The 26,188-nt window shown below is 43.9% G+C and carries 27 protein-coding genes; 18 read left to right on the top strand and 9 right to left on the bottom strand.

The window, feature by feature from the left end:
* Positions 1 to 39 precede the first annotated feature (39 nt).
* The 3 genes from ACE1TF_RS08875 (at position 40) to ACE1TF_RS08865 (ending at position 2,516) form a co-directional block, all read left to right on the top strand.
* Positions 40 to 1,260 (top strand): NAD(P)/FAD-dependent oxidoreductase, encoded by a 1,221-nt coding sequence (locus ACE1TF_RS08875; protein WP_152549116.1) that lies wholly within the window; start codon positions 40 to 42, stop codon positions 1,258 to 1,260.
* Between the two features lie 147 nt (positions 1,261 to 1,407).
* On the top strand, positions 1,408 to 1,728 hold the full coding sequence (locus ACE1TF_RS08870; protein WP_255343686.1) for a YuiB family protein: 321 nt from the start codon (positions 1,408 to 1,410) through the stop codon (positions 1,726 to 1,728).
* A 131-nt stretch (positions 1,729 to 1,859) separates the two neighbouring features.
* Positions 1,860 to 2,516 carry a 3D domain-containing protein gene (locus ACE1TF_RS08865; RefSeq protein WP_375016029.1) on the top strand — a complete coding sequence of 219 codons (657 nt, stop codon included), beginning with the start codon at positions 1,860 to 1,862 and terminating at the stop codon, positions 2,514 to 2,516.
* A 40-nt stretch (positions 2,517 to 2,556) separates the two neighbouring features.
* On the opposite strand, the gene ACE1TF_RS08860 is transcribed toward ACE1TF_RS08865, so the two are convergent.
* From ACE1TF_RS08860 to ACE1TF_RS08850, 3 genes are all read right to left on the bottom strand, one after another.
* Complete coding sequence (locus ACE1TF_RS08860) at positions 2,557 to 3,045, bottom strand: divergent PAP2 family protein (RefSeq protein ID WP_042403138.1); 489 nt, start codon at positions 3,043 to 3,045, stop codon at positions 2,557 to 2,559.
* Between the two features lie 139 nt (positions 3,046 to 3,184).
* Positions 3,185 to 3,763 (bottom strand): biotin transporter BioY, encoded by a 579-nt coding sequence (locus tag ACE1TF_RS08855; RefSeq protein ID WP_375016027.1) that lies wholly within the window; start codon positions 3,761 to 3,763, stop codon positions 3,185 to 3,187.
* 134 nt (positions 3,764 to 3,897) lie between these two features.
* Entirely contained in the window at positions 3,898 to 5,103 is a 1,206-nt protein-coding gene (locus tag ACE1TF_RS08850; RefSeq protein ID WP_042403168.1) for an MFS transporter, read from the bottom strand.
* A 293-nt stretch (positions 5,104 to 5,396) separates the two neighbouring features.
* Here ACE1TF_RS08850 and ACE1TF_RS08845 point away from each other — a divergent pair, with 293 nt between their 5' ends.
* The 4 genes from ACE1TF_RS08845 to ACE1TF_RS08830 all read left to right on the top strand — a co-directional run bounded on the left by ACE1TF_RS08845 (position 5,397) and on the right by ACE1TF_RS08830 (position 9,107).
* Positions 5,397 to 6,098, top strand: coding sequence for a glycerophosphodiester phosphodiesterase (locus tag ACE1TF_RS08845; protein ID WP_375016025.1), 702 nt, complete (start codon positions 5,397 to 5,399; stop codon positions 6,096 to 6,098).
* A 63-nt stretch (positions 6,099 to 6,161) separates the two neighbouring features.
* Entirely contained in the window at positions 6,162 to 6,725 is a 564-nt protein-coding gene (locus tag ACE1TF_RS08840) for a DUF6944 family repetitive protein (RefSeq protein WP_042403144.1), read from the top strand.
* 66 nt (positions 6,726 to 6,791) lie between these two features.
* On the top strand, positions 6,792 to 7,274 hold the full coding sequence (locus tag ACE1TF_RS08835; RefSeq protein WP_081829383.1) for an S-ribosylhomocysteine lyase: 483 nt from the start codon (positions 6,792 to 6,794) through the stop codon (positions 7,272 to 7,274).
* A 90-nt stretch (positions 7,275 to 7,364) separates the two neighbouring features.
* Positions 7,365 to 9,107 (top strand): formate--tetrahydrofolate ligase, encoded by a 1,743-nt coding sequence (locus ACE1TF_RS08830; RefSeq protein ID WP_483867161.1) that lies wholly within the window; start codon positions 7,365 to 7,367, stop codon positions 9,105 to 9,107.
* On the opposite strand, the gene ACE1TF_RS08825 is transcribed toward ACE1TF_RS08830, so the two are convergent.
* On the bottom strand, positions 9,104 to 9,694 hold the full coding sequence (locus ACE1TF_RS08825) for a cysteine hydrolase family protein (protein WP_375016022.1): 591 nt from the start codon (positions 9,692 to 9,694) through the stop codon (positions 9,104 to 9,106). The genes ACE1TF_RS08830 and ACE1TF_RS08825 overlap by 4 nt on opposite strands.
* Before the next feature lie 85 nt (positions 9,695 to 9,779).
* On the opposite strand from ACE1TF_RS08825, the gene ACE1TF_RS08820 reads away from it, so the two are divergent.
* Together ACE1TF_RS08820 and ACE1TF_RS08815 are read left to right on the top strand one after the other, a co-directional pair.
* A complete protein-coding gene (locus tag ACE1TF_RS08820) occupies positions 9,780 to 10,277 on the top strand; it encodes an Lrp/AsnC family transcriptional regulator (protein ID WP_042403148.1) in 498 nt (165 codons plus the stop codon).
* On the top strand, positions 10,274 to 11,467 hold the full coding sequence (locus ACE1TF_RS08815) for an aminotransferase (RefSeq protein ID WP_042403150.1): 1,194 nt from the start codon (positions 10,274 to 10,276) through the stop codon (positions 11,465 to 11,467). Before ACE1TF_RS08820 ends, ACE1TF_RS08815 begins: the two co-directional genes overlap by 4 nt.
* A 623-nt stretch (positions 11,468 to 12,090) precedes the next feature.
* On the opposite strand, the gene ACE1TF_RS08810 is transcribed toward ACE1TF_RS08815, so the two are convergent.
* Positions 12,091 to 13,428, bottom strand: a complete 1,338-nt coding sequence (locus tag ACE1TF_RS08810) for a sodium-dependent transporter (RefSeq protein ID WP_375016019.1) — start codon at positions 13,426 to 13,428, stop codon at positions 12,091 to 12,093.
* Between the two features lie 190 nt (positions 13,429 to 13,618).
* Here ACE1TF_RS08810 and yugI point away from each other — a divergent pair, with 190 nt between their 5' ends.
* The gene (yugI, locus tag ACE1TF_RS08805; protein ID WP_042429206.1) at positions 13,619 to 14,056 is read left to right on the top strand and encodes a S1 domain-containing post-transcriptional regulator GSP13; all 438 of its coding nucleotides are present in this window, start codon (positions 13,619 to 13,621) and stop codon (positions 14,054 to 14,056) included.
* Between the two features lie 61 nt (positions 14,057 to 14,117).
* Here yugI and ACE1TF_RS08800 read toward each other — a convergent pair whose 3' ends face one another.
* Positions 14,118 to 14,348, bottom strand: a complete 231-nt coding sequence (locus ACE1TF_RS08800; protein WP_375016017.1) for a DUF378 domain-containing protein — start codon at positions 14,346 to 14,348, stop codon at positions 14,118 to 14,120.
* 123 nt (positions 14,349 to 14,471) lie between these two features.
* Here ACE1TF_RS08800 and ACE1TF_RS08795 point away from each other — a divergent pair, with 123 nt between their 5' ends.
* The 3 genes from ACE1TF_RS08795 to ACE1TF_RS08785 all read left to right on the top strand — a co-directional run bounded on the left by ACE1TF_RS08795 (position 14,472) and on the right by ACE1TF_RS08785 (position 16,461).
* A complete protein-coding gene (locus ACE1TF_RS08795) occupies positions 14,472 to 15,800 on the top strand; it encodes a glucose-6-phosphate isomerase (protein WP_375016015.1) in 1,329 nt (442 codons plus the stop codon).
* A gap of 79 nt (positions 15,801 to 15,879) precedes the next feature.
* A complete protein-coding gene (locus ACE1TF_RS08790; RefSeq protein ID WP_042403159.1) occupies positions 15,880 to 16,281 on the top strand; it encodes a YugN family protein in 402 nt (133 codons plus the stop codon).
* 21 nt (positions 16,282 to 16,302) lie between these two features.
* Positions 16,303 to 16,461, top strand: coding sequence for a hypothetical protein (locus tag ACE1TF_RS08785; protein WP_375016012.1), 159 nt, complete (start codon positions 16,303 to 16,305; stop codon positions 16,459 to 16,461).
* Between the two features lie 1,800 nt (positions 16,462 to 18,261).
* Here ACE1TF_RS08785 and ACE1TF_RS08780 read toward each other — a convergent pair.
* The 3 genes from ACE1TF_RS08780 to ACE1TF_RS08770 are packed head-to-tail and all read right to left on the bottom strand — an operon-like array spanning position 18,262 to position 20,205.
* Complete coding sequence (locus ACE1TF_RS08780; protein WP_375016010.1) at positions 18,262 to 19,065, bottom strand: M15 family metallopeptidase; 804 nt, start codon at positions 19,063 to 19,065, stop codon at positions 18,262 to 18,264.
* Positions 19,066 to 19,090: 25 nt separating this feature from the next.
* The gene (locus ACE1TF_RS08775) at positions 19,091 to 19,504 is read right to left on the bottom strand and encodes a disulfide oxidoreductase (protein ID WP_375016008.1); all 414 of its coding nucleotides are present in this window, start codon (positions 19,502 to 19,504) and stop codon (positions 19,091 to 19,093) included.
* Positions 19,501 to 20,205 (bottom strand): DsbA family protein, encoded by a 705-nt coding sequence (locus tag ACE1TF_RS08770; RefSeq protein WP_375016006.1) that lies wholly within the window; start codon positions 20,203 to 20,205, stop codon positions 19,501 to 19,503. Before ACE1TF_RS08770 ends, ACE1TF_RS08775 begins: the two co-directional genes overlap by 4 nt.
* A 155-nt stretch (positions 20,206 to 20,360) precedes the next feature.
* On the opposite strand from ACE1TF_RS08770, the gene ACE1TF_RS08765 reads away from it, so the two are divergent.
* The 5 genes from ACE1TF_RS08765 (at position 20,361) to ACE1TF_RS08745 (ending at position 25,994) form a co-directional block, all read left to right on the top strand.
* Positions 20,361 to 21,827, top strand: a complete 1,467-nt coding sequence (locus ACE1TF_RS08765; RefSeq protein ID WP_375016004.1) for a catalase — start codon at positions 20,361 to 20,363, stop codon at positions 21,825 to 21,827.
* Between the two features lie 168 nt (positions 21,828 to 21,995).
* The gene (locus ACE1TF_RS08760) at positions 21,996 to 22,454 is read left to right on the top strand and encodes an acyl-CoA thioesterase (protein WP_375016002.1); all 459 of its coding nucleotides are present in this window, start codon (positions 21,996 to 21,998) and stop codon (positions 22,452 to 22,454) included.
* Between the two features lie 160 nt (positions 22,455 to 22,614).
* The gene (locus ACE1TF_RS08755) at positions 22,615 to 23,832 is read left to right on the top strand and encodes a NupC/NupG family nucleoside CNT transporter (RefSeq protein ID WP_375016001.1); all 1,218 of its coding nucleotides are present in this window, start codon (positions 22,615 to 22,617) and stop codon (positions 23,830 to 23,832) included.
* Positions 23,833 to 23,927: 95 nt separating this feature from the next.
* Positions 23,928 to 24,770 (top strand): hypothetical protein, encoded by an 843-nt coding sequence (locus tag ACE1TF_RS08750; protein WP_375015999.1) that lies wholly within the window; start codon positions 23,928 to 23,930, stop codon positions 24,768 to 24,770.
* A gap of 144 nt (positions 24,771 to 24,914) precedes the next feature.
* A complete protein-coding gene (locus tag ACE1TF_RS08745) occupies positions 24,915 to 25,994 on the top strand; it encodes a hypothetical protein (protein WP_375015996.1) in 1,080 nt (359 codons plus the stop codon).
* Positions 25,995 to 26,188: the final 194 nt, after the last annotated feature.

Genomic DNA, 26,188 nt, shown 5'->3' with positions numbered 1-26,188 from the left:
AACAACTGGACATACCAATGGATTGGAGACGTGAGTACCGTGGCGAAAAAACCACAAATTGTTGTTCTCGGAGCAGGTTACGGTGGAATGATGGCAGTAAGTCAGCTTCAGAAGAAGATGGGGTCTGGAGAGGCGCACATTACGCTAATTAGTAAGCATAAGTATCATTACCAAACGACGTGGTTGCATGAGCCGGCTGCAGGCACAATGAAGCCAGATGACGCAAGAATTGAAATTGAAAAGGTGTTAAACTCGAATCGTTCATCGTTCGTCCAAGGCACAGTTTCAAGCATTGATAAAGAAGCAAAGAAAGTCACACTCCAAGATGGTCAAGTGTTTGATTATGACTATCTCGTCATTGCGGTTGGAGCCAAAGCCGAAACGTTTGGTGTTGAAGGCGTGTTTGATCACTCTTACCACAAGTGGACAATTGATGGTGTACGGGAAGTCAAAGATCATATTGAGTTCCAATTCTCTAAATATCGAAACGAATCCATTCATCATGATAAAGACCTCACATTTGTTGTTGCAGGTGCAGGGTTTACTGGTATTGAATTTATCGGAGAATTAAGCGAGCGCGTGCCAAAACTTTGTGAGTTTTATGATGTACCTCGTGAAAAAGTTAAGATGTACGTGATAGAAGCAGCACCAACAGCGCTTCCAGGGTTTGATCCAGAGCTGGTCGAATACGCTATGAACTTGCTTGAGCACCGGGGCGTGGAATTTAAGATTAACACACCAATTTCTGAAGTGAAAGATAGCCTCGTCATCCTTAAAGATGGTGAGGAAATCCCAGCAAGCACGATCGTTTGGGCAACGGGAGTTCGTGGAAATCCACTCATCGAAGAAGCTGGATTTGAAGCGATGAGAGGTCGTGTGAAAGTCGACCCAGATCTTCGTGCACCTGGTGAAGAAAGCGTCTTTATTATTGGAGATTGCTCGTTAATGATTAACGAAGAAACAGAAAGACCATTCCCACCAACCGCTCAAATTGCTATGCAACAAGGTAGTGCAGTTGCCGAGAACATTTTGTCTCTCATTAAGGGAGGATCGGCTTCCGCATTCAAGCCAGAAATTCTCGGGACACTTGCATCATTAGGCGGAAAAGAAGCGATGGGCACTGTGAATGTTTCCTTCCTAAAAGGGAAGAAACTATACGGTAGGTCTGCCTATTTCATGAAACATATGAGTGACAATCGCTACCTCATGAAACTTGGTGGCATCGGTCTTGTTCTTACAAAAGGGAGAAACCCATTCTAGGACTCATTCATCCGGAGGAGAATTGATCTCTTCCGGATTTATTCTTGGCTAATTTGTGCACAATTTATGAACAGGCAGTGTGCAAATTGACGATCATCGAGGGCTTTTGTACACTAAGAAAGAAGGTTGGAGGTGAGCGGCTTGGGCATAACGAGCTTGCCGCAATTAATCATTTCCATGATGTTGTTTTTAATTCTGTTTTTTGGAATTGGATTCCTATTAAACATGGTATTAAGATCCACGTGGATGATGGCGGTCATCTACCCGGTGATTGTCATTTGGATCGTTAATTCTGCCACATTTACAGAGTATTTCACTGCTCCGATTCAGTCATTTTCTGCAATTCCTGCTGAATTTGCAGCGCTTAGAATTGCTGATATCGTGATTTTATTGTCAGGTTTTATCGGGGCCATTATTGCTGGTGTTGCGATCCGTATGTTACGCGTGCGAGGCTATCAAATGTTTTAGATTAAACATCATGGCATGGATAAGGAATGACTTCACGGTTTTTAAAGACCGTGAGGTCATTTTTGTTTCAAGCAGCGAATAACGAAAGACTAGATTGGGCATGCTGTCGTAAGTAGAAAGCAGGTGATTGCATGTCCAAGTATGCTACGGGGTTAAAAAGGATTCTCATGGCCTTTCTCGTATTGTGTGCGCTATATGTAACGTATACACAATTAACGGGCATATCCACAAAAGATTGGACAGACGAGCAAGGAAAACAGGTGAATGCGAGTGACGATGAGATTCATCAATGGGCGATACGATCTCAAGTCCAAGCCGCTGAAGTCCTTGATGACGATGCTACGGTACAAGAAGCAGCTGCACAAATTGAAGCCAATATTGACCTGGACGAGTTTCCAGCGGTGAACGTAACCGCAACGGGCTATACCGCAGGTAGCGAATCGACTGGAAAAGAGCCTGGTCATCCGGCATACGGCATTACGTTTTCTGGTGTTCCTGTTTCGCGGGATGTCTATTCTACAATTGCTGCTGATCCGGATGTGTTTCCAATTGGTACGATTCTATTTGTCCCAGGGTATGGGTACGGAGTTGTCGCAGATACAGGATCTGCGATCCAAGGAGAAATTATTGATCTTTATTATGAAACCGTTAATGACGTCTATAATGAGTGGGGAAAAAAAGACATTAATGTCTACATTATGCAATACGGAGAAGGGTCACTTTCAGAAGAAGAGTTTGATTCGCTTAACGAAAATCGAGCATTAGAAGTTTTCACACCCCCGATCTAACACAAACACCCCGAAGCGGTTTTCGCTTCGGGGTGTTTTCTTAATACAATGTTGGATTTATGAAATTGTATGCAGTAATTGCTAAAATAATTCCGAGCAGGGCACCAAAGAATACTTCAATTGGTTTGTGTCCGAGCAATTCTTTTAGTTCTTCTCGTTTCTCAACTTCTTCTTTATTCTGCCAGTTCTTTGCTTCGGTGATCAGTTTATTAAAGTCATTCATGAGTTGATTTAACATCGTGGCATGATAGCCTGCATGTCGTCTCACACCAGTAGCATCGTACATCACAATAATCGCAAACATCGCTGATAGTGCGAACATGCTGGAATGAAACCCATATTCAATCCCAATCGTCGTTGCCAGTGCAGTAACGGCAGCGGAGTGGGAACTTGGCATGCCACCCGTACTCGTAATGAGTGAGAGGTCGACTTTTCTAGTGGCTATAAAGGCAATGGGGACTTTAACAAGCTGTGCAAGCACAATTGCAGAAATCGCCATCCAAAGAGGATAATTCATAAATATTTCCATACTCTTGCCAACGTCCTTTCTCCAGTTCAAACAAATGGACGGCCTCCGCCAAAGTAAATGTTTGGATGGTGAGCATTTACATATTATAACACAGTCAATGCCCATCTACACATGAGAAAGAAGTTGGAAATCAAAAACATTAATTGGCGGTTGATGCCGTCCTTTGCGGAAGAATGGCTACGAGCTTATAAGCAATTGAAGCGGCCATGATTGTCAAAATAATGTCTTTTACAAACGGCAACAACATCCATAACCAAACGAGGGAATAGGTGAAGTTGTCCGGGGCTTGAAAGCCTAATGAATACATCCCATACATCCAGTTTGTTCCTATGATATAGTTGATGAGAAGCCCAACCATGCTCGCAACGAGATATGTAAGAAATGATGGATGTTGCTTACGTTCAATTATCTTGCCAACTACAAATGCAAGCACAATAAAGGATAGTACGAACCCGAATGTTGGGCGGACGAGCATGCCGATCCCCCCGTGGAATTGTGTGAATATTGGAGCGCCTGCAAGTCCAACAAGTGCATAGAGGCCCATAGCTAAGGCGCCGCGTTTGCTACCTAGAATTGCACCGGTAAGTATTGCAATGAACGATTGAAACGTTAATGGAACGCCAAATATGACTAAAAATGGAAACATACTCGTAATATTCGCACCGACGCTCATTAAGGCAACAAACATGCTGACCAAAATCATGTCATATGCGCGCATACTCAACCCTCCCTTTCTGTTTTCAGCTTAGCGAGTAGAAAGTTAATTGTCAACCATCATTTATAAAAGGTTAACAATCGAGAGGCGAAAAGCCGCACAACAATGAGAGCTCTTCACTGTTGTGCGGCAAGCGTCTACGTCGTTTTTTCTGGACCGGACGGTTTCACATTCATATCGACAGATTTTTTGTTTTGGGAAAGCACAACTTTTAAGCAAAGAGCGGCTACGAAAAACAGCGCGCCTGTAATGATGAATACTGCTGGAATGCCAAGGGTACCAGCGATAAAACCACCGGACACGGGGCCGATGACGTTACCGAGAAAACGGAAGCTTTGGTTGTATCCGAGTACTTCTCCTTGCATTGAAAGAGGACACACTTGCCTAATGTAAGCAGTTGTACAAGGAATTAAGCCACCAACAGCAATACCAAAGAGAAAACGGAGCGCAATCAGATGCCATAGTTCACTAACAAAAGCTTGTGGAATGAAGAATATTCCCGATAAGATTAAGAGAAGCAACATAATCTTTTCGTGCCCAATACGATCTCCAATTTGTCCCCATTTTCTTGTGGCGACGAGGTTACCAAGGCCAGTTACAGAGAAAGCCATACCTGCCATAAAAGCAAGGTTCTCCGTCTGGGTTAGCGCATCAACGTACAAGGCAAGAAGCGGTTGCACACTAAAATTGACGAGCTGAACGAGCAGGGCAACGACCATAATGACAATGAGCATCGGCGACGTACTAATATGGCGAATCACTTCTTTCCAATGGTACTTGCGGTTCGATTCGCCTTTTTCCTGATAGAGAACTTCCTTCACACCGACAATGACGAGCAATGTTGCAAATGCGAGTACGGTTGAAGTAATAATAAACGTCAGTTCCATTCCAACAGTATCGGCAATGAATCCACCCATAAGTGGGCCGAGCAACCCGCCAGATACAGTACCCGTTTGGAGTGTGCCTAGCGTTTGACCAGCGGTTCGCTTATCGCTTTGCGCAGAGATTAACGCCATAGAGGCAGGAATAAAACCAGTCGCAAGCCCCATGAAGATGCGCAGTATGAAGAGGGATTCAACAGACTGAACATACCCCATTAGAAAGACTGACAGAGCAATCCCGAACCCTGTACCAATTAAAATCTTCTTTCTTCCAAATCGATCTCCAATCCTCCCCCAGAGTGGAGAGACTAAAAAAGCAACAAGAAATGAGACACCAAAAACAAGCCCAGCCCAACGTTGCACCTCTTCTTGAGTGTATCCGCCAAAGGAATCAATGTATAAAGACAGAAATGGCAGAACCATCGTCATGCTGGCACCAACGAATAGGTTGGCAAACCACATAATCAATAAATTTCTTTTTTCAGTTTTAATGAGATCACCTTCGTTTGTCGTACATAAAAAATAACCGTGCACGTTCGTGAGGAGTTAAGAAGAATCGATCAGGAAGAAAACAGAGGGATTGCACTTTATTTCGTATATCTAAATATTACCGTTAATTTTTGAATGCGTCAAAGATATTGCTCAACGATTTTACTTGAAATTCAACAGCTTTTTTTGTATAAACTGTGAATTACTCTTCTCGATAAAGAAATTCACACGTATGCTATAGAAGGATGGAAGGGGAGACACGATCGGTGAAAGGAAAATGTCCCATTGTGATTGCTCATCGCGGTGCCAGTGAAGGTACAATTAAAGAAAATACTCTTCTTGCATTCGAACGAGCGATTGTCGTTGGTGCGGATTATATCGAAACAGATATACAGATGACTGCGGACGGGCATTTGGTATGTTTTCATGACCGGGTATTTAAAGGTAAGAAAATCCGTCACGTTACGTACTCAGCATTGCGTAAATTGGCAAAGGAAGAGGGCTTTGACGTTCCGACGTTAGAAGACACCGTTGTGCTCTGTAAAGGCCGAATTCGATTGAACCTTGAATTAAAAGAAACAAAAATGGAACATGAGGTAGTCAATGTGCTCGCTACACATGGCGTGATGGAAAGCACGCTAGTATCCTCGTTCCAGTTATCCGTTTTGAAGAAGGTGAGGCTTGCTAGTGCTCGGGTGACTACCGGTCTAATTGTTGGGAGTAAGCGGCACTGGCTTCGAGATCGAAGGCGAATAAAGAAACTTCAAACAGTCGATGTAGATGTAGTATGTAGTCACTATCGCTACGTTAAAAAGCTTCATCATCTCAACGTGCCATTATACATTTGGACGGTGAACCAAAAGAAGACGATTCGACAAATGCTCGACTTAAATGTGGATGGCCTCATTACTGACGATGTCGTTTTAGCCAAAAATATCATTCAAGACCAGCAGTATTTTAAGAAATAATCGTCACCGGAAATCCTGTCCAGAGCATAGGCTATTGGCAAAACGATTCAAAAGGGGTTCGCAATGTCTAGCAGGTCTGAAGTTTTTGCTGCGTGGACGGTGGCAGTTGGTACAATTATAGAAGCTGTGGCAAGTACGGAAAGATTTGATTTAACGGATGAGAGGCGCGAACAACTTGAATTGGTGGGCGTATCATTACAAGCGGGTGGAGATGCGCTCGCTGTGGAACTAATAAGTGAAGATGAACCGGCCGAAAAAGTAGGATCGACACTGTTAACCATCGGGAACTTGACAATTCTTCAAGGATTGCTACGTGACGTGTCTGAAGAAGATAATCTTGTCTTCAACATTCAAGGTAATGGTCTGCAAGCATTAGGCGGTAGCCTTATACTAACTGACCTTGTGCCTTTAGAGAAAACCAAACCGGACATTCTTGTGTTTTACGGCTTATTAATTGAAATTACGGGGAATGTCATCCAAATTATTTCTTCAAAAAAAGAGTTGGCAGGTGGGGATGGGTCACGCTTGGATACGTTTGGTGCTTGGACACAGGCACTCGGTAGTGTACTCGGAGCCATCGGTGTAGAATTAGCAGTTGAAGAAGAGCTTCCTTCTGTTTTATGGTAATGTTTTATGATTGCGCAAGACCGTGCAGTTACGTAGAATGAAAATGACGTATTACTTTATGAAGGGATGATCAATATGAGTTCACGAGTCGAAAGCTTTGAGCTTGATCATACAAAAGTGAAAGCGCCGTATGTCCGTCAGGCAGGCGTACAGCACGTCGGTACCGATGGTGTTGTTCACAAATTTGATATTCGCTTCGCTCAACCGAATATTACCAACCTCAATCCACCAGAAATCCACACGTTGGAACATTTGTTAGCTATCCACATTCGCGAATTTGCAGAGCCCTACGATCATATTGAGATCATTGACTTGTCACCAATGGGTTGTCAGACAGGTTTTTATCTTATTGTTGACGGCAAAGCGACGGTGCCAGAAATCATTGATATTTTGGAGAAGACGATTCAAAAGGGTCTAGAATATGATTACGTTCCAGCTGCAACGGAGCTGGAGTGCGGTCAAGCAAAGCTACATGACTTGGACGAAGCGAAGAAGTGGATGAATTACTGGTTACAACAAGATCGTCAAACATTAGAAACGGTATTTTAGTTCGCAGACATGAAGTGTTCACTTCATGTCTTTTCTTTTGGCATGCCTACCATGTGCAGCTGAATTATGCTTTAAGGTGAAAACTGCGATATGAAAAATCACCTTTCAGAACGAGGACAGCTTCGTTATACTAAAAATGGTACACCAATAAGAAAGGATGATACGATGGGGAACTCAGATATTGAAATCGCTTACAATGCTAAGATGGAAAACATTTTAAACATTGCTGCAAAATTGCAGCTTCAAGAAGAAGACATTGAGTTATATGGAAAACATAAAGCAAAGATTAATGATCGTCTTGTACATAAAGGCAAAGCGGGCAAGTTGATTCTTGTCAGCGCGCTCACGCCAACACCTGCAGGGGAAGGAAAAACAACGACAACAGTTGGGCTAGGTGATGCGCTGAATCGTCTAGGCAAAAAAACAGTCATTACGCTAAGAGAACCATCGTTTGGTCCTGTTTTTGGAATGAAAGGTGGGGCAGCTGGCGGAGGGCACAGTCAAGTGGTTCCTATGGAAGATATTAATCTCCATTTTACAGGTGATTTACATGCGATTGGTGCAGCTAACAATTTACTCGCTGCCATGATTGACAATCACATTTACCAAGGGAATGAATTGGACATACAACCCCAATCAATTTCATGGAAACGATGTGTAGATATGAACGATCGGCAACTACGCCATGTTGTCAGTGGGTTGCAAGGCAGAACGAATGGTATCCCTAGAGAAGACGGTTTTGAAATTACGGTAGCATCAGAAATTATGGCGATTCTCTGTTTAGCATCAGATCGAAACGATTTAAAAACGAGGTTAGAACGTATTGTAATTGGCTTTTCTTATGACCGTAAACCGGTGACGGCAGGTGATTTACGTGCTGCAGGTGCAATGGCTGCAATTTTGAAGGATGCATTTAAACCGAACCTCGTCCAAACGCTTGAGAATAACCCAGCCATTATTCACGGAGGGCCGTTTGCGAATATTGCACATGGGTGCAACTCTGTAATTGCTACAAAGACAGCGATGCAGCTCGGGGATTATGCGGTGACAGAAGCAGGGTTTGGTGCCGATCTTGGCGCAGAGAAATTTGTGAATATTAAATGTCGGACGTCTGGCATTACACCTGCAGCGGCAGTGGTTGTCGCTACAGTCAGAGCCCTGAAGATGCACGGTGGAGTAGAAAAGGTTGACTTAGACCGAGAAGATGTCTCTGCTCTTGAACGAGGCATGCCAAACCTTCTCCGCCATTTGGATAATATGACGCACGTGTATGGCATTCCTACGGTTGTCTCAATCAACCGTTTTCCAACCGACACGGATGAAGAGCTTGAGAAGGTTAGCAGTCTTTGTAAGCATCACGGGTACGCAGTCGAAATATCAAATGGTTGGGCAGAAGGAGGAAAAGGTGTAGAACCATTGGCACAAGCTGTCATTAATCTTGTGGAAACAGAAACGTCGAAACTGACGTACACATACAAAAATGAAGACCGGATGACCGAAAAAGTGCAGGCCATTGTTGAGAGTGTTTATCGGGGCAAAGACGTAAAATGGTCGGCACAAGTCTTGAAAAAGATTGAGCAATTTGAAAGCGCAGGTTTTGGTGAACTACCTGTCTGCATTGCCAAAACCCAATATTCATTTAGTGATGACCGCACACTAACGGGAGCTCCGGAACAGTTTGCTGTGAGTGTGCGAGATGTGAAGTTGAGTGCAGGTGCAGGATTTATTGTCGTCGTTACTGGGGCTGTCATGACCATGCCTGGTTTACCAAAACAACCGGCAGCCGAGCAGATTGATCTAAGTGATGACGGTGTTATTTCAGGGCTATTTTAATTCGTTTTTGCATAGTGCTCGTCTGCTCGTTTGAGCAGATGGATGAAATTTAATTGATCACTAGCGGTTGTATCTGCCCCTAGCACATCCTTAAACATGTCAATCGAGCGCTCATGTTGGTCAACTGTGGACGAAGCGGTCGTGTCTTCTGGAATATTCAGTGCAAACCCTCTCATGTATGCGTCACTCGCTGTGAACTGCACACACATGTTTCCTGCAATACCTGTGATGAGTAAAGAACGGACATCCAATTCCCGTAGTAATAGGTCCAGTGGTGTATAGAAAAAGCCAGAGAACTGCGGTTTTAAAACAAAGTAATCGCTAGTTTCTGGCTGCAGCCACTGTATAATCTGCTCTGCAGAAGAGCTGGCATTTTTACAATGTTGGATTACTTCATTGAAATCACTTTGCCACCTCCCGTAATTATCATTCACGTAAATTACAGGAATGGCTTGCTCTTTAGCTGCTTTTTTTAAAGTAGCTATTTTTTTGGCGATCGTGACCGAAGAAGAAGCAAGTTCATCCCCTTCTTCAAATTGGAAGTCATTCATCATATCAATGATAAGCAGTGCTAAACGTGGTTTCATAATTCCCTCCAAACACGACATTTACGAACTGTGATAAGATAATATGACAATTAAAGATAGCTTAACGATACAAGGGGAGTGAACGATGAGTAAAGAGCAAGAAGCCGCATTATTACGTATTTTAGAGCAGAATGGCAGAATTGATACATCAGTACTAGCGAAGATGTTAAATGAAGACGAAGAAACCGTCAAAAAAACCATTAAGCGTCTGGAGCAAGACAAGATCATTCTTAGTTATGGAGCGGTTGTGAATTGGAACCGCATTGAAAAAGATGCCCATGTGGCCGCAATGATCGATGTGAAAGTCGCTCCGCAGCGTGGGGTAGGTTTCGATGAGGTTGCTGCTCGCATCCAACGTTTTCCAGAAGTGAGTGCACTATACTTAATGTCTGGAACTTACGATTTATCTGTGATGGTTGAAGGACAAACGATGGAAGAAATTGCTCGGTTCGTATCCGATAAGTTATCAACACTCGAAGCAGTGTTATCAACGACAACACATTTTCGATTGAAAAAATATAAGCATGACGGCGTTGTTTTTAGTGAAGATGAAAAAGACCATAGAATGGTGGTCTCTCCATGAAAGATGTGCAGGAAGTTCAGCAACAAACCGGAAGATTATCAAAAGCTGTCACTCGAATTGAGCCTTCAGGCATTCGCCGTTTTTTCGAGCTTGCTTCAACGATGGACGATTGCATCTCATTAGGTGTAGGTGAGCCTGACTTTGTTACCCCGTGGAACGTTCGTGAGGCATGTATGACGTCTTTAGAACAAGGGTTTACTTCTTATACGGCCAATGCGGGTCTCATTGAATTAAGGTCAGCAATCGCTGGGTATTTGCAACAATCTTTTTCGGTAAGCTATCAACCACATTCAGAAATCATTGTCACTGTCGGCGCGAGTGAGGGGATTGATCTTGCGATCCGAGCGACGATCGATCCCGGTGACGAAGTGCTCGTCGTTACACCGTCCTTTGTTTCCTATAGTCCACTCATTGAGCTTGCAGGAGCCACAGCTGTTCCTGTGTTAACGGACAAATCGACCGATTTTAAACTGACGCCCGAGCGGTTAGAAGCTGCGATATCGGATAAGACGAAAGCTGTTATCCTATCGTTTCCAAACAATCCGACAGGAGCGGTGATGAGTCGTGAAGAGCTGGAGAACATTGCGTCCATTGTAGAGCAGCATAATCTTCTCGTCTTTTCAGACGAAATCTATGCCGAGTTGAGCTATGATCAAGACCATACTGCTTTTTCAGCACTTGAAAAAATGAAAGATCGGACGATTCTCATCTCTGGCTTTTCCAAAGCTTTTGCAATGACAGGGTGGCGACTAGGCTTTGTTTGCGCCCCTGCTGACATTTCAGCCGCAATGTTAAAGATTCATCAGTATACACTTATGTGTGCACCGACACAAGCGCAGCACGGTGCATTAGAAGCTTTGCGTAACGGACAAAATGACGTACAAACGATGGTGAAAAGCTACCATGGTCGAAGGAACTATATCGTTAACTCATTAAATGAGTTGGGGTTATCTTGCGAGATGCCAGGCGGATCATTTTACGCATTTCCATCTGTAGACATTACAGGCATGGATGATCACGAATTTGCAGAGCGATTGTTAAGAGAAGAAAAAGTAGCCGTCGTTCCAGGCTCTGTGTTCGGTGAAGGTGGAGAAGGTCATGTTCGTTGCTCTTATGCGACATCAATGGATGCCCTGCAGACAGCGATGGAGAGAATGGCTCGCTTCGTTCAGCGACATAAAAAAGAATAAACTCGTACACGGCGGTGTTTCTCTGGAGGACGAGCTAAGGTTCAAATGCTAATAGAGTAACAACAAACTGTTAACTGAGCACACGCCTAACACGTTTAAAGTATCGGTTAGTCCAGAATTGTCCGAGACGCATAGCGTCTACACGTAGTGCTTGGAGTATACTGGACTCTCGCGATTTATATCAGTTGAACGAAAGAAATTCGTTAAGAACCAATGGATAGCTTGGTAAAGTGGAAACCTTGCTCGAGTTGCGATCGAACTGTCCTCAAGTTTAGGAAGATCGCAGGAAAAGCGATATATTTACCTAAACTAGGTAACAGAATGAGCAAACTCGGTAACAGATCATCGGGTTATGTGTACATCCCCGCCCTGAAGTACCTACAAGACGTCGGCGCGGATCGCGCCGAATCGAGTCCGATTTGGCTTCGGACAGGTTGCTCGCTTATGGGCATTTTATCTGAGCTCCAGTTGGAACAAACTGCGCGCAATTTTAGCGGAATGAGCGCTAATATCGTTAAACTAGGAAAACTAGCGCGCAAAATGGCACCCTGAAGTTGGCTACCCCTCCAACGCCTACCGCATGAATCGACAAAAGAAAAACCGCCCTCTCTGGGCGGTTTTCGTTATTGAATGAGTTGCGAAACAAACACTACAATAATGGAGAGAGGGACAACGACGCGAATCATAATGAGCCAAATGAAATAGAATCCTTTCCCAAATCGGCTCCCGCGTAGAAGTTCTTCTTGCATGATGCTTGGTTTCATTTTATACGCAACAAAGAGAGAAATGAGTAGAGCACCAAGTGGTAACAATATATTACTTACTAAGAAATCGACAGCATCAAAAAAAGTGAGACCGAATATGTGGAAGTCTGCAAGCAAACCGAACGATAAGTTTGATGGGATTCCCATCGCAAAAATTAAGAGTCCCACTGCCCAAGTGACGCGCTTTCTAAGGTGTTCCTTCCCTCGTACGAATGGGGTCACGATAATCTCAATAAGTGAGAACGCAGAAGTGAGCGTTGCAAACAACATGAGTAGCATAAAGATCATAAAGAACGCTTCGCCGAAGGCAAGCTGTTGGAAAACAGCAGGGATAACAACAAAGATTAGGCTTGGACCTTCATCAGGCTGTAGACCGAAAGCGTAAATCGCTGGAAAAATTGCAAGACCTGCCATAAAGGCAATAAGAACACTTAAAAGCACAACCGACCAGGCAGAACCAGGCAAGCTGGCTTTACTGTCTAAATAAGAACTGTACGTCACCATTACACTCACACCCAGGCTCAAAGAGAAGAACGCTTGACCGAGTGCAAACAGGAAGGTTTCGCTAGAAACAGCGCTAAAATCAGGTTGTAAAAAGTAAACGACACCTTCCCAAGCGCCGTCGAGTGTGAGCGAGCGAATCATTAAGATCAAGAAGATAATAAATAGTGCAGGCATCATGTACAAACTTGCTTTTTCAATGCCTTTTTTAATGCCCATTTGCACGACGAGAATCGTCATGATCATAAAGGCGAGGTGGGCAAGACCGACCTCCCAAGGATTGGCAGTAATCGATTCAAACAATGCGCCATGATCCCCGTCGGGTGGGTTTGTTACATTGCCGGTGAAACTCCGGACAAAGTACGTTGTAATCCAGCCACCCACAACGCTGTAAAAAGATAGAAGTAAAAACGCGGCAATCATGCCGATGATTCCAATCCAATGCCACTGTCCTTTTGGTGCGACTTTTCGGTACGCTTCAATGGCTCCTTCTTTCGTACTGCGTCCAAGAACAAATTCAGCGAGCAAAAGACTTGTGCCGACGGTGAGTAGGAGGGCGATAAAAATAAAGAAAAACAATCCTCCGCCTTGCTCCCCAGCAACGTATGGTAAACGCCAGACGGTCCCTAGTCCGATGGCAGAACCTGCAGCTGCAAGAATAAATCCTAAACGCGTTCCCCAGTTTTCTTTTTGCATCGTTTTCTCAACTGCTTTCTTATATGTAGTAAAGTGTTATGTTTAACAGTAATCAGACGTTTCTTTAATGTCAATGGTACTTTCATGGTTCGGTTCGTGAATTCACAACATTTACCGCGAACTTTGTTTTGCCTGTTTGCAAAACATATGGTATGATTTATGAGTTAATAAATGATTAGGGGATGTTTGAATGTCTGTAACACAATACGAAGTTGGCAGCATTGTTGAAGGTAAGATTACCGGTCTTAAACCGTTCGGTGCATTTGTTGCATTAGATGAGAAGAACCAAGGGTTGGTTCATATCTCGGAGGTTGCTCACGGATATGTGAAAGACATTAATGAAGTTCTTTCCGTTGGTGAAGAAGTGAAAGTCAAAGTCAAGTCTGTTGACAGCGACTCCGGCAAGATTTCTTTATCGATTCGTGCGACACAACCTGCCCCTGAAGGGTCTGAGCAAAAAAGCGACCGCGGACCACGCGGTGGCGGCGGTGGTAACCGTGGACCGAAGAATTTCAGTAGCAACAACAACAAGAATCAAGGGTTTAATACGCTTGAGGACAAGTTGAAAGACTGGTTAAAGCAGTCAAATGAAATTCATGCAGACCTCAACAAGAGAGCACGTAAATAATTGCCAACACGAATAAAATGAACCCGGACGTAGCCTCATTGGCTTTGTCCGGGTTTTTCTTTTATTGCCGTTCGGGCTCCGGACTTTCTTCTAACTCTTCATTCGGTGTAAACAAAATGGATAGGCTATACAAACCCGCGAGACCAACAACGGCATAAATGACACGCGACAATGCTGCTACTTGACCGCCAAAAATTGCAGCAACCAAATCAAAACTAAAAAAACCAATAAGACCCCAGTTGATCGCACCAATAATCGTGACAATGAGAGCGACTCGTTGCAAACCACTCATGAAAAACTCACCTCCTTCGTGATCTTGGTATGTTCCTAATACGCATAGCTTGATACAATTAAAGGAGGACTATGACAATGAATCAAAGGAATGGTTTCCAGTAATATTTTTTGGAGGGAAAACATGATTACGTTCACGACAAACTATGCAAAAGACTTTTTTGAAACACATGAGTTTGAGCAGATGGAGCTTGCGGTTAAAACTGCACATGACCAACTACATACTGGGAAAGGGCCGGGCGCAGATTATTTAGGGTGGCTGGACTTACCGACAGCAGATAAAGATGAATTGTCCCGTGTTAAACAGAAAGCTTCCGAAATTAAAGAACACGCTGACGTGCTTATCGTCATTGGCATTGGTGGTTCGTATTTAGGTTCAAAAGCCGTCATTCAGGCTTTGTCTCATTCCTTCATGAAAAAGTCTGACGCGCCAGAAGTGATTTTTGCCGGTCATCACCTAAACGGTGAGTACATCGAAGAGATGTTCGATGCGCTACATGAAAAGAGTGTATACGTAAATGTGACTTCAAAATCAGGGACAACAACAGAGCCTGCAATCGCTTTTCGACTCATAAAGCATTGGATGGAACAACGCTACGGACAAAGCGGGGCAGCGAGTCGCATCATTGCGACGACCGATGCAAACAAAGGTGCACTAAAAGCGGTTGCCGATGCAAATGGGTATACGTGCTTCGTCGTACCTGATGATGTAGGAGGACGATTCTCTGTATTGACTCCAGTAGGCCTTTTGCCAATTGCGGCTGCAGGCTTTTCCGTCGACGCGCTTCTCGATGGCGCGCGCTCTGCAAAGCAGCAGTATGATCATCCAAGCCTTCTTGAAAACGAAAGCTACCAATATGCGGCATTTCGCACGTTAATGTATGCCAAAGGAAAGCAAATTGAATTGCTCGCAAGCTATCACCCGAAACTTCAACAAGTTTCTGAATGGTGGAAGCAGTTGTTTGGCGAGAGCGAAGGAAAAGACCATAAAGGTTTGTTTCCAGCCTCTGTACACTATACGACGGATTTACATTCATTAGGGCAATACGTTCAAGAAGGCCGACGTCATCTGTTTCAAACCGTTATTGGCGTAAAAGAAGCAACAAAAGATATGACCATTCCATACTCAGACAGCAATGAAGATGGGTTGGATTATCTTGTCGGAAAATCGCTAAACGAAGTTAATGAGCAGGCGATGGATGGAACGTTACTCGCACATGTTGATGGTGGCGTTCCAAATGTGCAAATTGAAGTGGAGCAACTTGATGAAGCCCACATCGGTGCGCTCATTTATTTCTTTGAGAAAGCGTGTGCGATCAGCGGGACTTTGCTTGGTGTAAACCCATTTGACCAACCGGGGGTTGAAAGCTATAAACAGAACATGTTTGCTCTTTTAGGAAAAGAAGGATTTGAAGAACGGAGAAAACAGTTGCAGGAACGACTACTCACGTAATCTGCCAATAACTTCCGAGGGGAACGTTGCATGAATTGGTGTGAATGAGGCACGGTAAAGCCTAAAGGAGGCGAATATCGTGCTCGAATTGCAATCGCGCATTTCCGGTGTCGAACTATCGTTAAGTGAGCTTGAAAAGAAAATCGAGCCCCTCGGATTTTCAATGGGTGGAAATTGGGAGTATGACCATGGCTACATGGATTACCAAATGGACGACGATGGTCAAGGGTACACATTTTTAAGGATTCCTTTTTCGGCGGTTGTAGGTGAAATCGGAAGCGGACACGCTGAAGTCGTCATCGGTACGCCATTTCTTCTCGCACATCGTTACGAGTCTGGTATCGAGCATGATGGGATTACAGCTTACAGTGCTGTGTTCAACCAATTCTCTTCACCAGAAGAGAAAGATGCTTTTGTAGACCAAAAATATGTGCGTGAAGGGGTGTTGTTAGTAAAAGAAGTTGAAGAGAAGCTAGTGTAATATTTGTAGGTGGGAGGCAACATGGGAGCTATATTTTTTGGAATTGCCATCTTTATTGGGTGGACGTTAATTGATTTGTCTAAACATAAAAAAATAACAGCTGAAAACTTACTTGGTTCTTTAATTGTCGCTATCATAGGTGGCCTAGGGTGGGCCGTGTTTGATTGGATTTTTGAATGAAAGAACGGGGCTGTGCCCAAGGTCTTCGAATAGACATTGGGCACAGTCCCTTTTTCTATGTACTCCAGATACAAGTGCAACATGAGTGGTCAAGAGACGCCCACCGTGTTTTCTATGTACTCCTGACTATAAGGGCAACATCGGCGGCCAAAGGACTCCCGTGTTTTCTAGACCGGGGAGAACCGGATGAGCCTCCTCGGTCTAACGACGAGGACAATGAGAATTTGGAAATTGAATAACCGAAGTAGGTTGGGTCGTGTAGAAAGTGATACGCTTTTTTAGTGACTTGGCGCTTTTACGTAGCACACTTGGGAGTGGCTCCTGGATGTGGTATGATTTTCCATTTATGAAGCCTGCTTAGCTCAAATCTTACCATAGTAGATTCTATGGTAAGATTTTAAACCTACACCTTGCACGGTGCGTAGCATGGATGATGGCTGGGCGCTGAAAAGGGGAGGTTGTAAGGCGAATACTCGTACTATTCAACGTTTTTATGATGGGATTTGGTGCACTCCCAACCCGCTAGTTGCCCGAACCCCAGAAAGGGTTCCCAAAGTTTACCGATTGGAATCAGAATCACTCATGGGTGACCGTTTTGCGTCGTTCTGCTTCCAATCGATCGACATCTACTTCCAAACATCCGTTAATGGAATCAGATTCAGCACTTTAAAGAAAATGAACAGCAATCTAGTTCCAAAGTAACGTTCACATTCGTCCTAAAACCGCCACGAAGGTTGAGTCGTACTTCTTGCCCCGAACCCTGATTTGAAAACCAAAAATTCTGTCGGCGCGAGCCGCGCCGAACCGAGAACGATTTCGAATCGGCCCCGCTGGGGCCGATCGGTGTCATAAGGTGTTAGGTTTAGTCCAATCTGCGCTCCAGTTGGAACAAACTGCGCGCAAGTTTTAAGAAATGAGCACTAAAAATCGTTGAAAAGAGCAAACTAGATAAGTTGAACTAAAGAAATTCATTGAATCGGATGACCGAGATGGGTCTTTGCTGGTGAGTGCTTGCATATTGGCTGTTGAAATTCATCTTGTTGCACTTGGGCAACTTCGTTGCCGATCGTTGTTCGTCACTGCAAGGGTTGCGGGCAACACGAAAAACGTTTGCCGAAGGGCAAAAAGTCGTGACCGAGGCTCACCACCTGGCACAAGCATGTGATGGCCGGTCACGTATGTGACAATCCAGCCCTCAAACCGGGCACTTTCGACACGCAACTGTCACAAATCGCAATATTTGTGACAGTTGACACCGTTTATGTGCGCATTCACGTTTAAAATCATGATTTTTCTTTCTCAAGTGTCACATTAATGAATATATGGGGCATTTGGACTTCTTTCCACACACCGTAGCCAGGAGGCAAAAACGTGAACCGATGTTGCACTTGTACTCCGGAGTGCAAGCATCCGCCTGCAGTGGAAAGCAACAACAAACTGCGCAATTAGGAAAATCTTAAGTTCATTCTATATGGAGCGCAGAAAGCGGAAACTAGCGCGCACAATACGAACCTGCCCTACACGGTATAAACACCCTTAGAGTGATTCCGCTTTTGTCATAACGGTCCAATCGTATGAAACTACGATGAAATTTCCACATCCTAGCATCCCATCATTTTCTTTCGTTCATCCTATATAGATTTAATGACCTGCGATACCTCGTCCCGGCACCCGTTCCTATCGGTCGGAAGACCCGGAATTTGAAGAAGATGGCGGGCCGTTCTCTCCAAAATGCTTCATGCAAAAATCGGAGTACAGATCAAAAACGATCTGTACTCCGATTTTACTTTAGAGGCTTAATTACATTGGAACAGCTTTCTCGAAGAATTCTTCAAGCACAAGATCATGCTCGACGAGAATTTCTGCGATGTCCGTGCCGACGTAACGTAAATGCCACGGTTCATAACTGATTTCTGTAATGTCAACTTTGTGATCGGGATACCGAATGACAAATCCATAGTGGTGGGCATTTTCTTCCACCCATTCGCCTTCCGGTGTAGCCCCAAATTCTTCGCTCAGTAAAAAGGAGTTGCTTTCACTCGATACATCCATCGCTAAACCCGTTTGATGTTCGCTGTTCCCTGGATAAGCAATGGTTTCGCTCGCGGCGTCCTCTCCACGCTCAGTTGCTGCATTTGTAAATATAGCGTCTTGGCGATCAAAAGAGCGATATCCTGAAACAGCAAACAAATGGTAGCCATCTTCCTCAGCTGCGGCAAACAAATCTTCTAAAGCATCGGCAGCAGGTGCCCTTAAATAACGTTTTTCGACATCTTCATCGAAAGAAAAAAGGACGTCTGGAACGACCAGGTCATCCGGAGAATAGTCTTCAGGTAGTGCGTAGTCGTGGTTGACGAGGACGGAAGGGTTATCAGGGTTTTGGATAACTGCTCTTCCGTCAACTTCCTCAATTACATTGAAGTGTTCTTCTTCAATGGCCCAAGGATTGGTCGTCGCTTCGGCTGATTGTTCATCTTCTACTTCTTCTTGCTCTGGTTGTTCGCTAGTTTCTTCAGGGACAGGCTCTTCATCGGTGTCAGCGCAGCCGACAAGAAGCACTGAAAACAAAAAAACTGCTGCATATATAGATGGGAAACGAGCCATGTGTGTCCCTCGCTTTCTTTGGTCATTAAGACTTCTTTGGTTTTGCCAAAAACAGCAAAACGGAAATAATCGTGAAGGCAACGAGTGCTTGAAATGGAATTGTAATAAACCCGAGCAGGTTCATATACTCCGCACTACAAGGTACGCCAGACTGGCACGGCGCTACACCGCCAAAACCGGGGATTTTTTGTTCAGCGTAATGAAACGCAGCAATGATCGCACCGAGAATCGAGATCGGTAAGGCGTACAATCGAATGTGGGCATCAGAACGAAACGCTGCAATCCCTAAGATGAGTGCGAGTGGGTACATAGCAATTCGTTGATACCAGCACATGTCACACGGGATATAGCCCAGACCTTCACTGTAGTATAGGCTGCCCATCGTTGCAACGATGGCCACAAGCCATGCTACATACAACATGATGCTTTGGCGAGTCATGAGTTTTCCTCAAGTTGTTCCTCAATGATCCGTTCTATTTCATTGTAATCAAACGGGTCACTCACTTCGACATCGTTTACGAAAATGGTCGGCGTTCTCTCAACACCAAACTCTTCAATCAGTTCATGTTCAGCATATAATTCATCCATATATTCTTGCTCCGTAATAGATGTTCGAAGCTCATCTTCATCCACATCAGGCGCGTGTTCTGATGCAATATCCACGACAAAATCGATGTCGACTTGGGAGCCTTGTACACCTGCTGCTTGCATGAGTGCATGATGGAAATCCCAGAATTGATCTTCTGAAGCTTCATGATAGATTTTTTGGCTAGCTAAAGACGCAATCAGTGACTCGTTTTGGAAACCGATAAAGTTCACAAAAGAGAACGAGATGTCTTCGTGATCTAAGTAGTCACTTTCAAGTTGGTCGAATACTTCGCGATCCCACGTGCCACATGCCGGGCATTTATAATCCCCAAATTCCACGATGGATACGGCTGGATCGTCATTGCCATACGTCGCTAGATCATCGATCGGTGGACGGTCTTCATGAGTGCTGGCTGAATTGCTTCCGCCGTCACTGTTCACAACAAATAATAAAGCGGCCATTACGACGACGAGCAATGCCGTAACGATAACAAGAAATTTCATCGGTGCTTTATTGGTTTTCGTATTCTTTCTTTTTTTATTTTTAGCCAATACGTTTCACCTCTCCTAAAATCGGATAAAGAAGTAGTAGTTTGTCACCATCATAACACTATCACGTGAAGCTTATACAGTGAAGGTGTGACATTTCTTAAAAAATCAACCGCCAGTCCGAGGTAAAATTCGATCAATTCCGGAGGAGACTACTTATGTCTAATCGACTAACAACGAACCAAGGTGTCCCTATTCAAGACAACCAGAATTCACGAACGGCAGGTCGTAGAGGACCAACATTATTAGAAGATTATCATCTTGTTGAAAAGCTTGCCCATTTTGACCGGGAGCGAGTGCCCGAACGAGTTGTGCACGCAAGAGGCGCAGGCGCTCACGGTGTATTTATTACAAAAGAGAGCCAGAAACGTTATACGAGGGCTCATTTTCTACAAGAAGCTGGTCAGGAAACACCCGTTTTTGCTAGATTTTCAACGGTGATTCACGGACTTCACTCTCCAGAAACATTACGTGACCCGCGCGGGTTTTCGGTAAAGTTCTACACCGAAGAAGGAAACTACGATTTTGTCGGCAACAATTTGCCGGTATTTTTTATTCGCGATGCGATTAAGTTTCCGGATGTGATCCATTCATTAAAGCCTGATCCAACAACGAACTTGCAAGATCCAAACCGTTATTGGGACTTTATGGCAAACTCACCTGAATCGGTGAATATGCAATTACACTTGTTTAATGACGAAGGAATTCCCCGTTCTTATCGACATTTACGAGGGTCAAGTGTGCATGCGTTTAAGTGGATTAACGCACATGGAAATACTACGTATGTAAAATATCGGTGGGTGCCTCGTGCAGGCATTGAAGGCCTCTCTCCTGAAGAAGTAAAAGAGATTCAAGGGGAAGACTTTAACCATGCGACGAGAGATTTGTACGAAAGCATTAAAAACGGTGATTACCCGGAGTGGGATTTGTATATTCAACGTTTAGACCCTGCGGACTTAGACAGCTATGATTTTGATCCATTAGATGCGACGAAAGATTGGCCAGAAGAACAGTTTCCGTACGAGCTCGTTGGTACGATGATTCTGAATAAAAATCCGAACAATATTTTCTCAGAAACTGAACAAGTTGGGTTTAATCCTGGTGTTCTCGTACCTGGTATTCAAGCTTCTGAAGATAAGATGTTGCAAGGAAGGATATTCTCTTATTCAGATACACAGCGGTACCGTATTGGTGCAAACTACTTGCAGTTGCCGATTAATTGCCCGTTTGCACAGACGAACAACAATACGCAAGACGGGGTAATGGCGAACCCTAACTTTCAGCCAATGGATTCAACGAACTATGAACCGGGTGAACATGCACTTGAAGAGAGCTCAGAAGAGCTGGAGTTTGATCAGCCGTTACAAGGCGACGTTGCTGGACGAAACCGTACAGACAAAGCCGATGATTTTAAACAACCTGGAGAGTTATACCGTGGATTTGACAGAGAAAAACAAAAACAAATTATTCGAACGTTAACCGAAGAGTGGTCCGGTGTTCATAATGAGCAAGTTGTTTTAAAGCTCATCTGTAATATGTACAGAGCTGATGAACAACTAGGAAGAACGCTCGCGGACAACCTCAATGTCGATATTACGCCGTATGTTAGTCAAGAAACAAAATAAAGCGTTCATTCATAAGCTGCCTTCAAAGTGCGCACACTTTGAAGGCAGCTTATTGTTTGCGAAAATGGTGTATAGACCGGTCCGATCATAAAACCATAAATATCTACTAGAACAATGAAGCGGGGACACGGTATACTAGAAAGAAAAAAGATAGGTGGAAATCACATCATGAGCAAACGTGAACAGCAAAGGGCGATGGGGAAATCACATACGTTGCAAACGCATCTTGTTAGTCCACAAGATACAAATCATTTAAATACCATTTTCGGGGGCAATATTCTCGCATACATTGATGAAGCAGCTGCGATTGCTGCGATGAGGCATTCTGGAGAAGTAGTCGTTACAGCATCTGTAGATAGTGTCGATTTTCACGCCTCTGTTCGAAAAGGTGAAATTGTCATTGTGCAAGCGTGGGTAGCATCTACAGGGCGTTCCTCCATGCTCATTTATGTGCATGTGAGTGTCGAAAATCCGATTACCCACGAAGTGAAAACGACGACCACCTCTTTTGTTACGATGGTCGCTATTGATGAGAATGGAAAATCAACAGAAGTACCCGGTGTGTTCGCTGAAACACAAACCGAACATGATATTGTTGCACTCGCAAACGATCGAACGACTCGATAAATGACGACAAGAAACGAGCAGAGAAAAGATAATCTGACACACTTCTTTTACCATTTGTAGAAAAATCATTGCAGGATATACCCATCGATGATAGTCTAATTATGGTTTGAAAACCGTTTCATGATTTTAATTATATTACGTACATTGGGGGGGTCCTACAATGGACAGTATCCTATATATCCTTTGGGGAATAGGGGCAATTGTCGTTTTAATGGGTCTTGCATACTTATTATCTCTGGATCGCAAATCAATTAATAAACGTACCGTCTTTGGTGCTCTTGCGATTCAAATTCTGATTGGAGCCATTTTCCTTGGTTGGGACGGCGGACAATGGGTACTTCAGCAAATTAGCGGTGCCGTCGTTGAAGTGTTAGGGGCCGCAAATGAAGGGATCGGTTTTCTCTTCGGCGATTTGGCTGGCGTTGGTGACCACGTCTTCTTTATTGACGTTCTTTCAGTCATCATTTTCTTTGCCGCGCTTATGGGAATTCTTTGGTACATTGGCGTTATGCCATTTATTGTGAACACGCTCGGGTTCGCCATTTCAAAATTGTTAGGGACGAGCCGTGCAGAGTCAATTGCAGCAACGGCGAACATCTTTGTTGGTGTTACTGAATCTCCATTATCGATCAAGCCTTATCTGGCAAAGATGACCCGTTCAGAACTATTTACAGTTATGACCGTTGGTTTAGGTACAGTTGCCGGTTCCGTGCTTGCCGGTCTCATTCAAATGGGAACGGATCCAGGCTTCCTTATCGTAGCTAGTTTTATGGCTGCTCCAGCTGGTCTTGTTATGGCGAAGATCGTCATTCCGGAAACTGAGAAAACAGAGACGTCTGAGAATATTAAACTTGAAAAAGATACAGACGTTGCCAACGTTGTAGACGCAGCAGCAAAAGGTACGACAGATGGTCTAAAACTCGCACTGAATGTTGGTGCGATGGTACTCGCTTTCGTATCACTCGTAGGCCTCGTTAACATTGGCCTCGGTCTATTTAGTGACCAGCTCACACTTGAGATCATTATGGGTTATGTGTTTGCCCCGTTTGCGTTTCTTATCGGGATTCCTTGGGAATACGCTCCACTCGTTGGTCAAATGATTGGTGAGAAAACGATCATGAACGAATTTATCGCATTTGCCTCACTAAATGATGCAATTGCGACTGGAACATTAACGGATCCACGTATGATAGCGATTGCGACGTTCGCTCTCTGTGGTTTTGCAAACATCGGAACGATTGCGATTCTTATCGGGGGTATGGGTGCTCTTGTGCCGAGTCGTCGTGCAGATATTGCTAGATACGGTCCGCGTGCATTGATTGCCGCAATTTTAGGTAACCTTATGAATGGTGCGATTGCCGGTATGATGTTCTTCTAATGGAATTAATGAAAAACGCGAGGGTTATTTCCTCGCGTTTTTCTCGTTTTAACGAACACATTTTAGGTTATTTAATCATAAGGAGGTATAGCCATATGCAATTGCTTGATAAACCATTGTTTCGACCGGTTCATTTGCTCGCCCCGGTCCTATCCGTTGAAGTGTTGTTTCTCGTCTCTTTCGTAGCTGGCGGAGCTACGCTCGTAAGTATGGAACTTTTATTCGCGCTTTTACCGCAATTATCAATCGGTTTTGTCTCTTTTGTAGAATTGTTTGAGGTGGAATATGCGTCACTTGCTGGGCAAAGTATCGCGCTCGGTGTGACTATTCTGATTTTTCCGATTCAAGTGTTCATGATGGGTGGGTTTATACACCTATTGGCATATTCATGGCTAGATGAAAAAGCGGTTCATTGGTCGGCATTTTTCCAAGGAGCAAAGCGGGTATTTTGGAAGTTATTATTATTCAACCTTTTACTTGGTGCTGTCGTTTTTGGTGTCGGGCTCATTTTAGGGTTATTTGCGATAGGGTTCGGCATCATGAATGTTGAAGCCGTTATCGTCATGGGAGTCATTTTTGTTGCCGCTATATTGGTTTTGCGCATTCTCTTTTTATATTTGGAATTCACCATCGTTTTAACAAATTTCACATTGCTTGAGAGCTTCAAAGAAAGTTTTCGCATTCGAAGAGACGGGTCCACTCCGTATTTTCGAGTCATTGCGCTGATGTTTGTCGTGAGTATCGGGACGACACTCCTCATTTACGCAATGCCACAAATGCTTTGGATGTATCCAATCATTGGGATCATTTATATCGTTGCGATGGTACGCATTCAATTAGCATTGATGAGAACATTCTTATTAAATGCAGCAGAATATGATCCATCGGCACTTCAAATGTACAATGAAAAATCAGAATCGCAAAAGGTAGAGGAATAGAAAAAATGCGTCCTTATAAGAAGACTTTAGCTTTCCTGAACGATAGGAAGCTGAAGTCTTTTTTTATATGTATAGTTCGTTGAACTACACAGGCAGTCCTCCTCCAAACATAAAATAAATGAACAACCAAATAGGAGGGGAAACATGAAGAAGTGTAGAAATTTGGAGGAATGTTGTGAGCCAATTTCAATGACAAACAACCTCATTAACGGACCTTCTAATGTAGAACAGCCACCCATCCCTACAACACCTACGGTACCGACCGTACCGACAACCCCAACGGTGCCTACGGTACCAACCGGTTTGAACAAAGTGTATGGCATTATGCCGCTTTCTGGAAACACAGCAGTGTACAATGGGTTTGACGAAAGTAGAGTAGGAACATTACCGACATTTACGTTCTCAAGAGTGTTTGCCATTGCTGTCGATCCATTTCGAAACTTGGTCTATCTAGCGGCGACGACGACGCCAGGAACGATCTATGTGTTTAGTGCCGTCGATGAGCAACTTATCACATCGTTCAATTTGAGCATACCGAACAGTCAACCTCAATCGATTACAATTAACTATGTGACGAATAAGATCTACATTGGAACCCTCACTGGTCGTTTGTTCGTCTTAGACCGTGACACTCTTGTCGAAGAGGAGATCATTGGAGAAGGGGTATTCCCGTTACAATTAACCGATGTTGCCATTAACCAACAAACGAACATTCTTTACGTGATTAGTGGCGGGCTCAATTCTAATGAATTGAATGTGGTGAACGGTGCGACGAATGAAATTATCGGACCCTTTACTGATGGTCTAGCAAACCCAGCAGATGTCGTAGTTATTGAACAAACAAACACCATTTACATCTCAAACAATAATGCAGGTACCGTGACTGTTTACGATGGCTCAACACTTGATTTGATTGCGGAGATTGTGGTTGGAGCGAGGCCGAATCTTATGGATTTTGATCCGTTAAGAAATGAATTATATGTCGTAAATCAAGTGGGGTCCGTGACCGTAATTGATACGACGACGAATACCGTTCTCGGTACGATTGATTTAGAAGACCCGGGTGCGAATTCTGTAAGTATTGCGTTAAACCCATTTACGAGAAGGGCTTATGTTGGCATTACAAATCGCCCGCGCATTGATATCATCGACATGGATTTGCGCATTGTAATCGGTGCCCTCCCGATTGAAACCGGAGCGTTTCGGGTACAGACATTGCCTTAAGAAAAGCTCGTGTACGAAGTGAGCATTATCGAATTTCTTATTGAACCAGGTCGAACATCGCCCTGGTTTTTTCGTATGCACAACCTTTAGGCTACATAGGTGGGAGGGCTGTTATGTTTGTGTGTTCTGAATAATTTTACATAAATATTCAAAAATCACTGTACATTTTTCCTTTGATGTTATACTGTATATAT

Origin of the sequence: Geomicrobium sp. JSM 1781026, from assembly GCF_041949955.1 — a bacterium.
In the GTDB taxonomy this organism is placed as follows: domain Bacteria; phylum Bacillota; class Bacilli; order Bacillales; family Marinococcaceae; genus Geomicrobium_A.
The sequence above is the reverse complement of the archived record's forward strand: the minus strand, read 5'-3'. Positions and strand labels throughout refer to the sequence as shown.

Excerpts from the sequence above, each read along its gene's own strand:
- ACE1TF_RS08850 (WP_042403168.1), bottom strand. The coding sequence starts at position 5,103 with ATGTGGTTTGCCAACCTATTCGTTGGTGCCAGCATGACGATGGTTCTG.
- ACE1TF_RS08840 (WP_042403144.1), top strand. The coding sequence starts at position 6,162 with ATGTCTAGCAGGTCTGAAGTTTTTGCTGCGTGGACGGTGGCAGTTGGT.
- ACE1TF_RS08810 (WP_375016019.1), bottom strand. The coding sequence starts at position 13,428 with ATGCAAAAAGAAAACTGGGGAACGCGTTTAGGATTTATTCTTGCAGCT.
- ACE1TF_RS08765 (WP_375016004.1), top strand. The coding sequence starts at position 20,361 with ATGTCTAATCGACTAACAACGAACCAAGGTGTCCCTATTCAAGACAAC.
- ACE1TF_RS08855 (WP_375016027.1), bottom strand. The coding sequence starts at position 3,763 with ATGCGCGCATATGACATGATTTTGGTCAGCATGTTTGTTGCCTTAATG.
- ACE1TF_RS08775 (WP_375016008.1), bottom strand. The coding sequence starts at position 19,504 with ATGACTCGCCAAAGCATCATGTTGTATGTAGCATGGCTTGTGGCCATC.
- ACE1TF_RS08825 (WP_375016022.1), bottom strand. The coding sequence starts at position 9,694 with ATGAAACCACGTTTAGCACTGCTTATCATTGATATGATGAATGACTTC.
- ACE1TF_RS08860 (WP_042403138.1), bottom strand. The coding sequence starts at position 3,045 with ATGGAAATATTTATGAATTATCCTCTTTGGATGGCGATTTCTGCAATT.
- ACE1TF_RS08800 (WP_375016017.1), bottom strand. The coding sequence starts at position 14,348 with ATGAGTGGTTTGCAACGAGTCGCTCTCATTGTCACGATTATTGGTGCG.
- ACE1TF_RS08745 (WP_375015996.1), top strand. The coding sequence starts at position 24,915 with ATGAAGAAGTGTAGAAATTTGGAGGAATGTTGTGAGCCAATTTCAATG.
- ACE1TF_RS08795 (WP_375016015.1), top strand. The coding sequence starts at position 14,472 with ATGATTACGTTCACGACAAACTATGCAAAAGACTTTTTTGAAACACAT.
- ACE1TF_RS08835 (WP_081829383.1), top strand. The coding sequence starts at position 6,792 with ATGATCAATATGAGTTCACGAGTCGAAAGCTTTGAGCTTGATCATACA.
- yugI (WP_042429206.1), top strand. The coding sequence starts at position 13,619 with ATGTCTGTAACACAATACGAAGTTGGCAGCATTGTTGAAGGTAAGATT.
- ACE1TF_RS08755 (WP_375016001.1), top strand. The coding sequence starts at position 22,615 with ATGGACAGTATCCTATATATCCTTTGGGGAATAGGGGCAATTGTCGTT.
- ACE1TF_RS08780 (WP_375016010.1), bottom strand. The coding sequence starts at position 19,065 with ATGGCTCGTTTCCCATCTATATATGCAGCAGTTTTTTTGTTTTCAGTG.
- ACE1TF_RS08815 (WP_042403150.1), top strand. The coding sequence starts at position 10,274 with ATGAAAGATGTGCAGGAAGTTCAGCAACAAACCGGAAGATTATCAAAA.
- ACE1TF_RS08760 (WP_375016002.1), top strand. The coding sequence starts at position 21,996 with ATGAGCAAACGTGAACAGCAAAGGGCGATGGGGAAATCACATACGTTG.
- ACE1TF_RS08830 (WP_483867161.1), top strand. The coding sequence starts at position 7,365 with ATGAAAAATCACCTTTCAGAACGAGGACAGCTTCGTTATACTAAAAAT.
- ACE1TF_RS08820 (WP_042403148.1), top strand. The coding sequence starts at position 9,780 with ATGAGTAAAGAGCAAGAAGCCGCATTATTACGTATTTTAGAGCAGAAT.
- ACE1TF_RS08865 (WP_375016029.1), top strand. The coding sequence starts at position 1,860 with ATGTCCAAGTATGCTACGGGGTTAAAAAGGATTCTCATGGCCTTTCTC.
- ACE1TF_RS08785 (WP_375016012.1), top strand. The coding sequence starts at position 16,303 with ATGGGAGCTATATTTTTTGGAATTGCCATCTTTATTGGGTGGACGTTA.
- ACE1TF_RS08750 (WP_375015999.1), top strand. The coding sequence starts at position 23,928 with ATGCAATTGCTTGATAAACCATTGTTTCGACCGGTTCATTTGCTCGCC.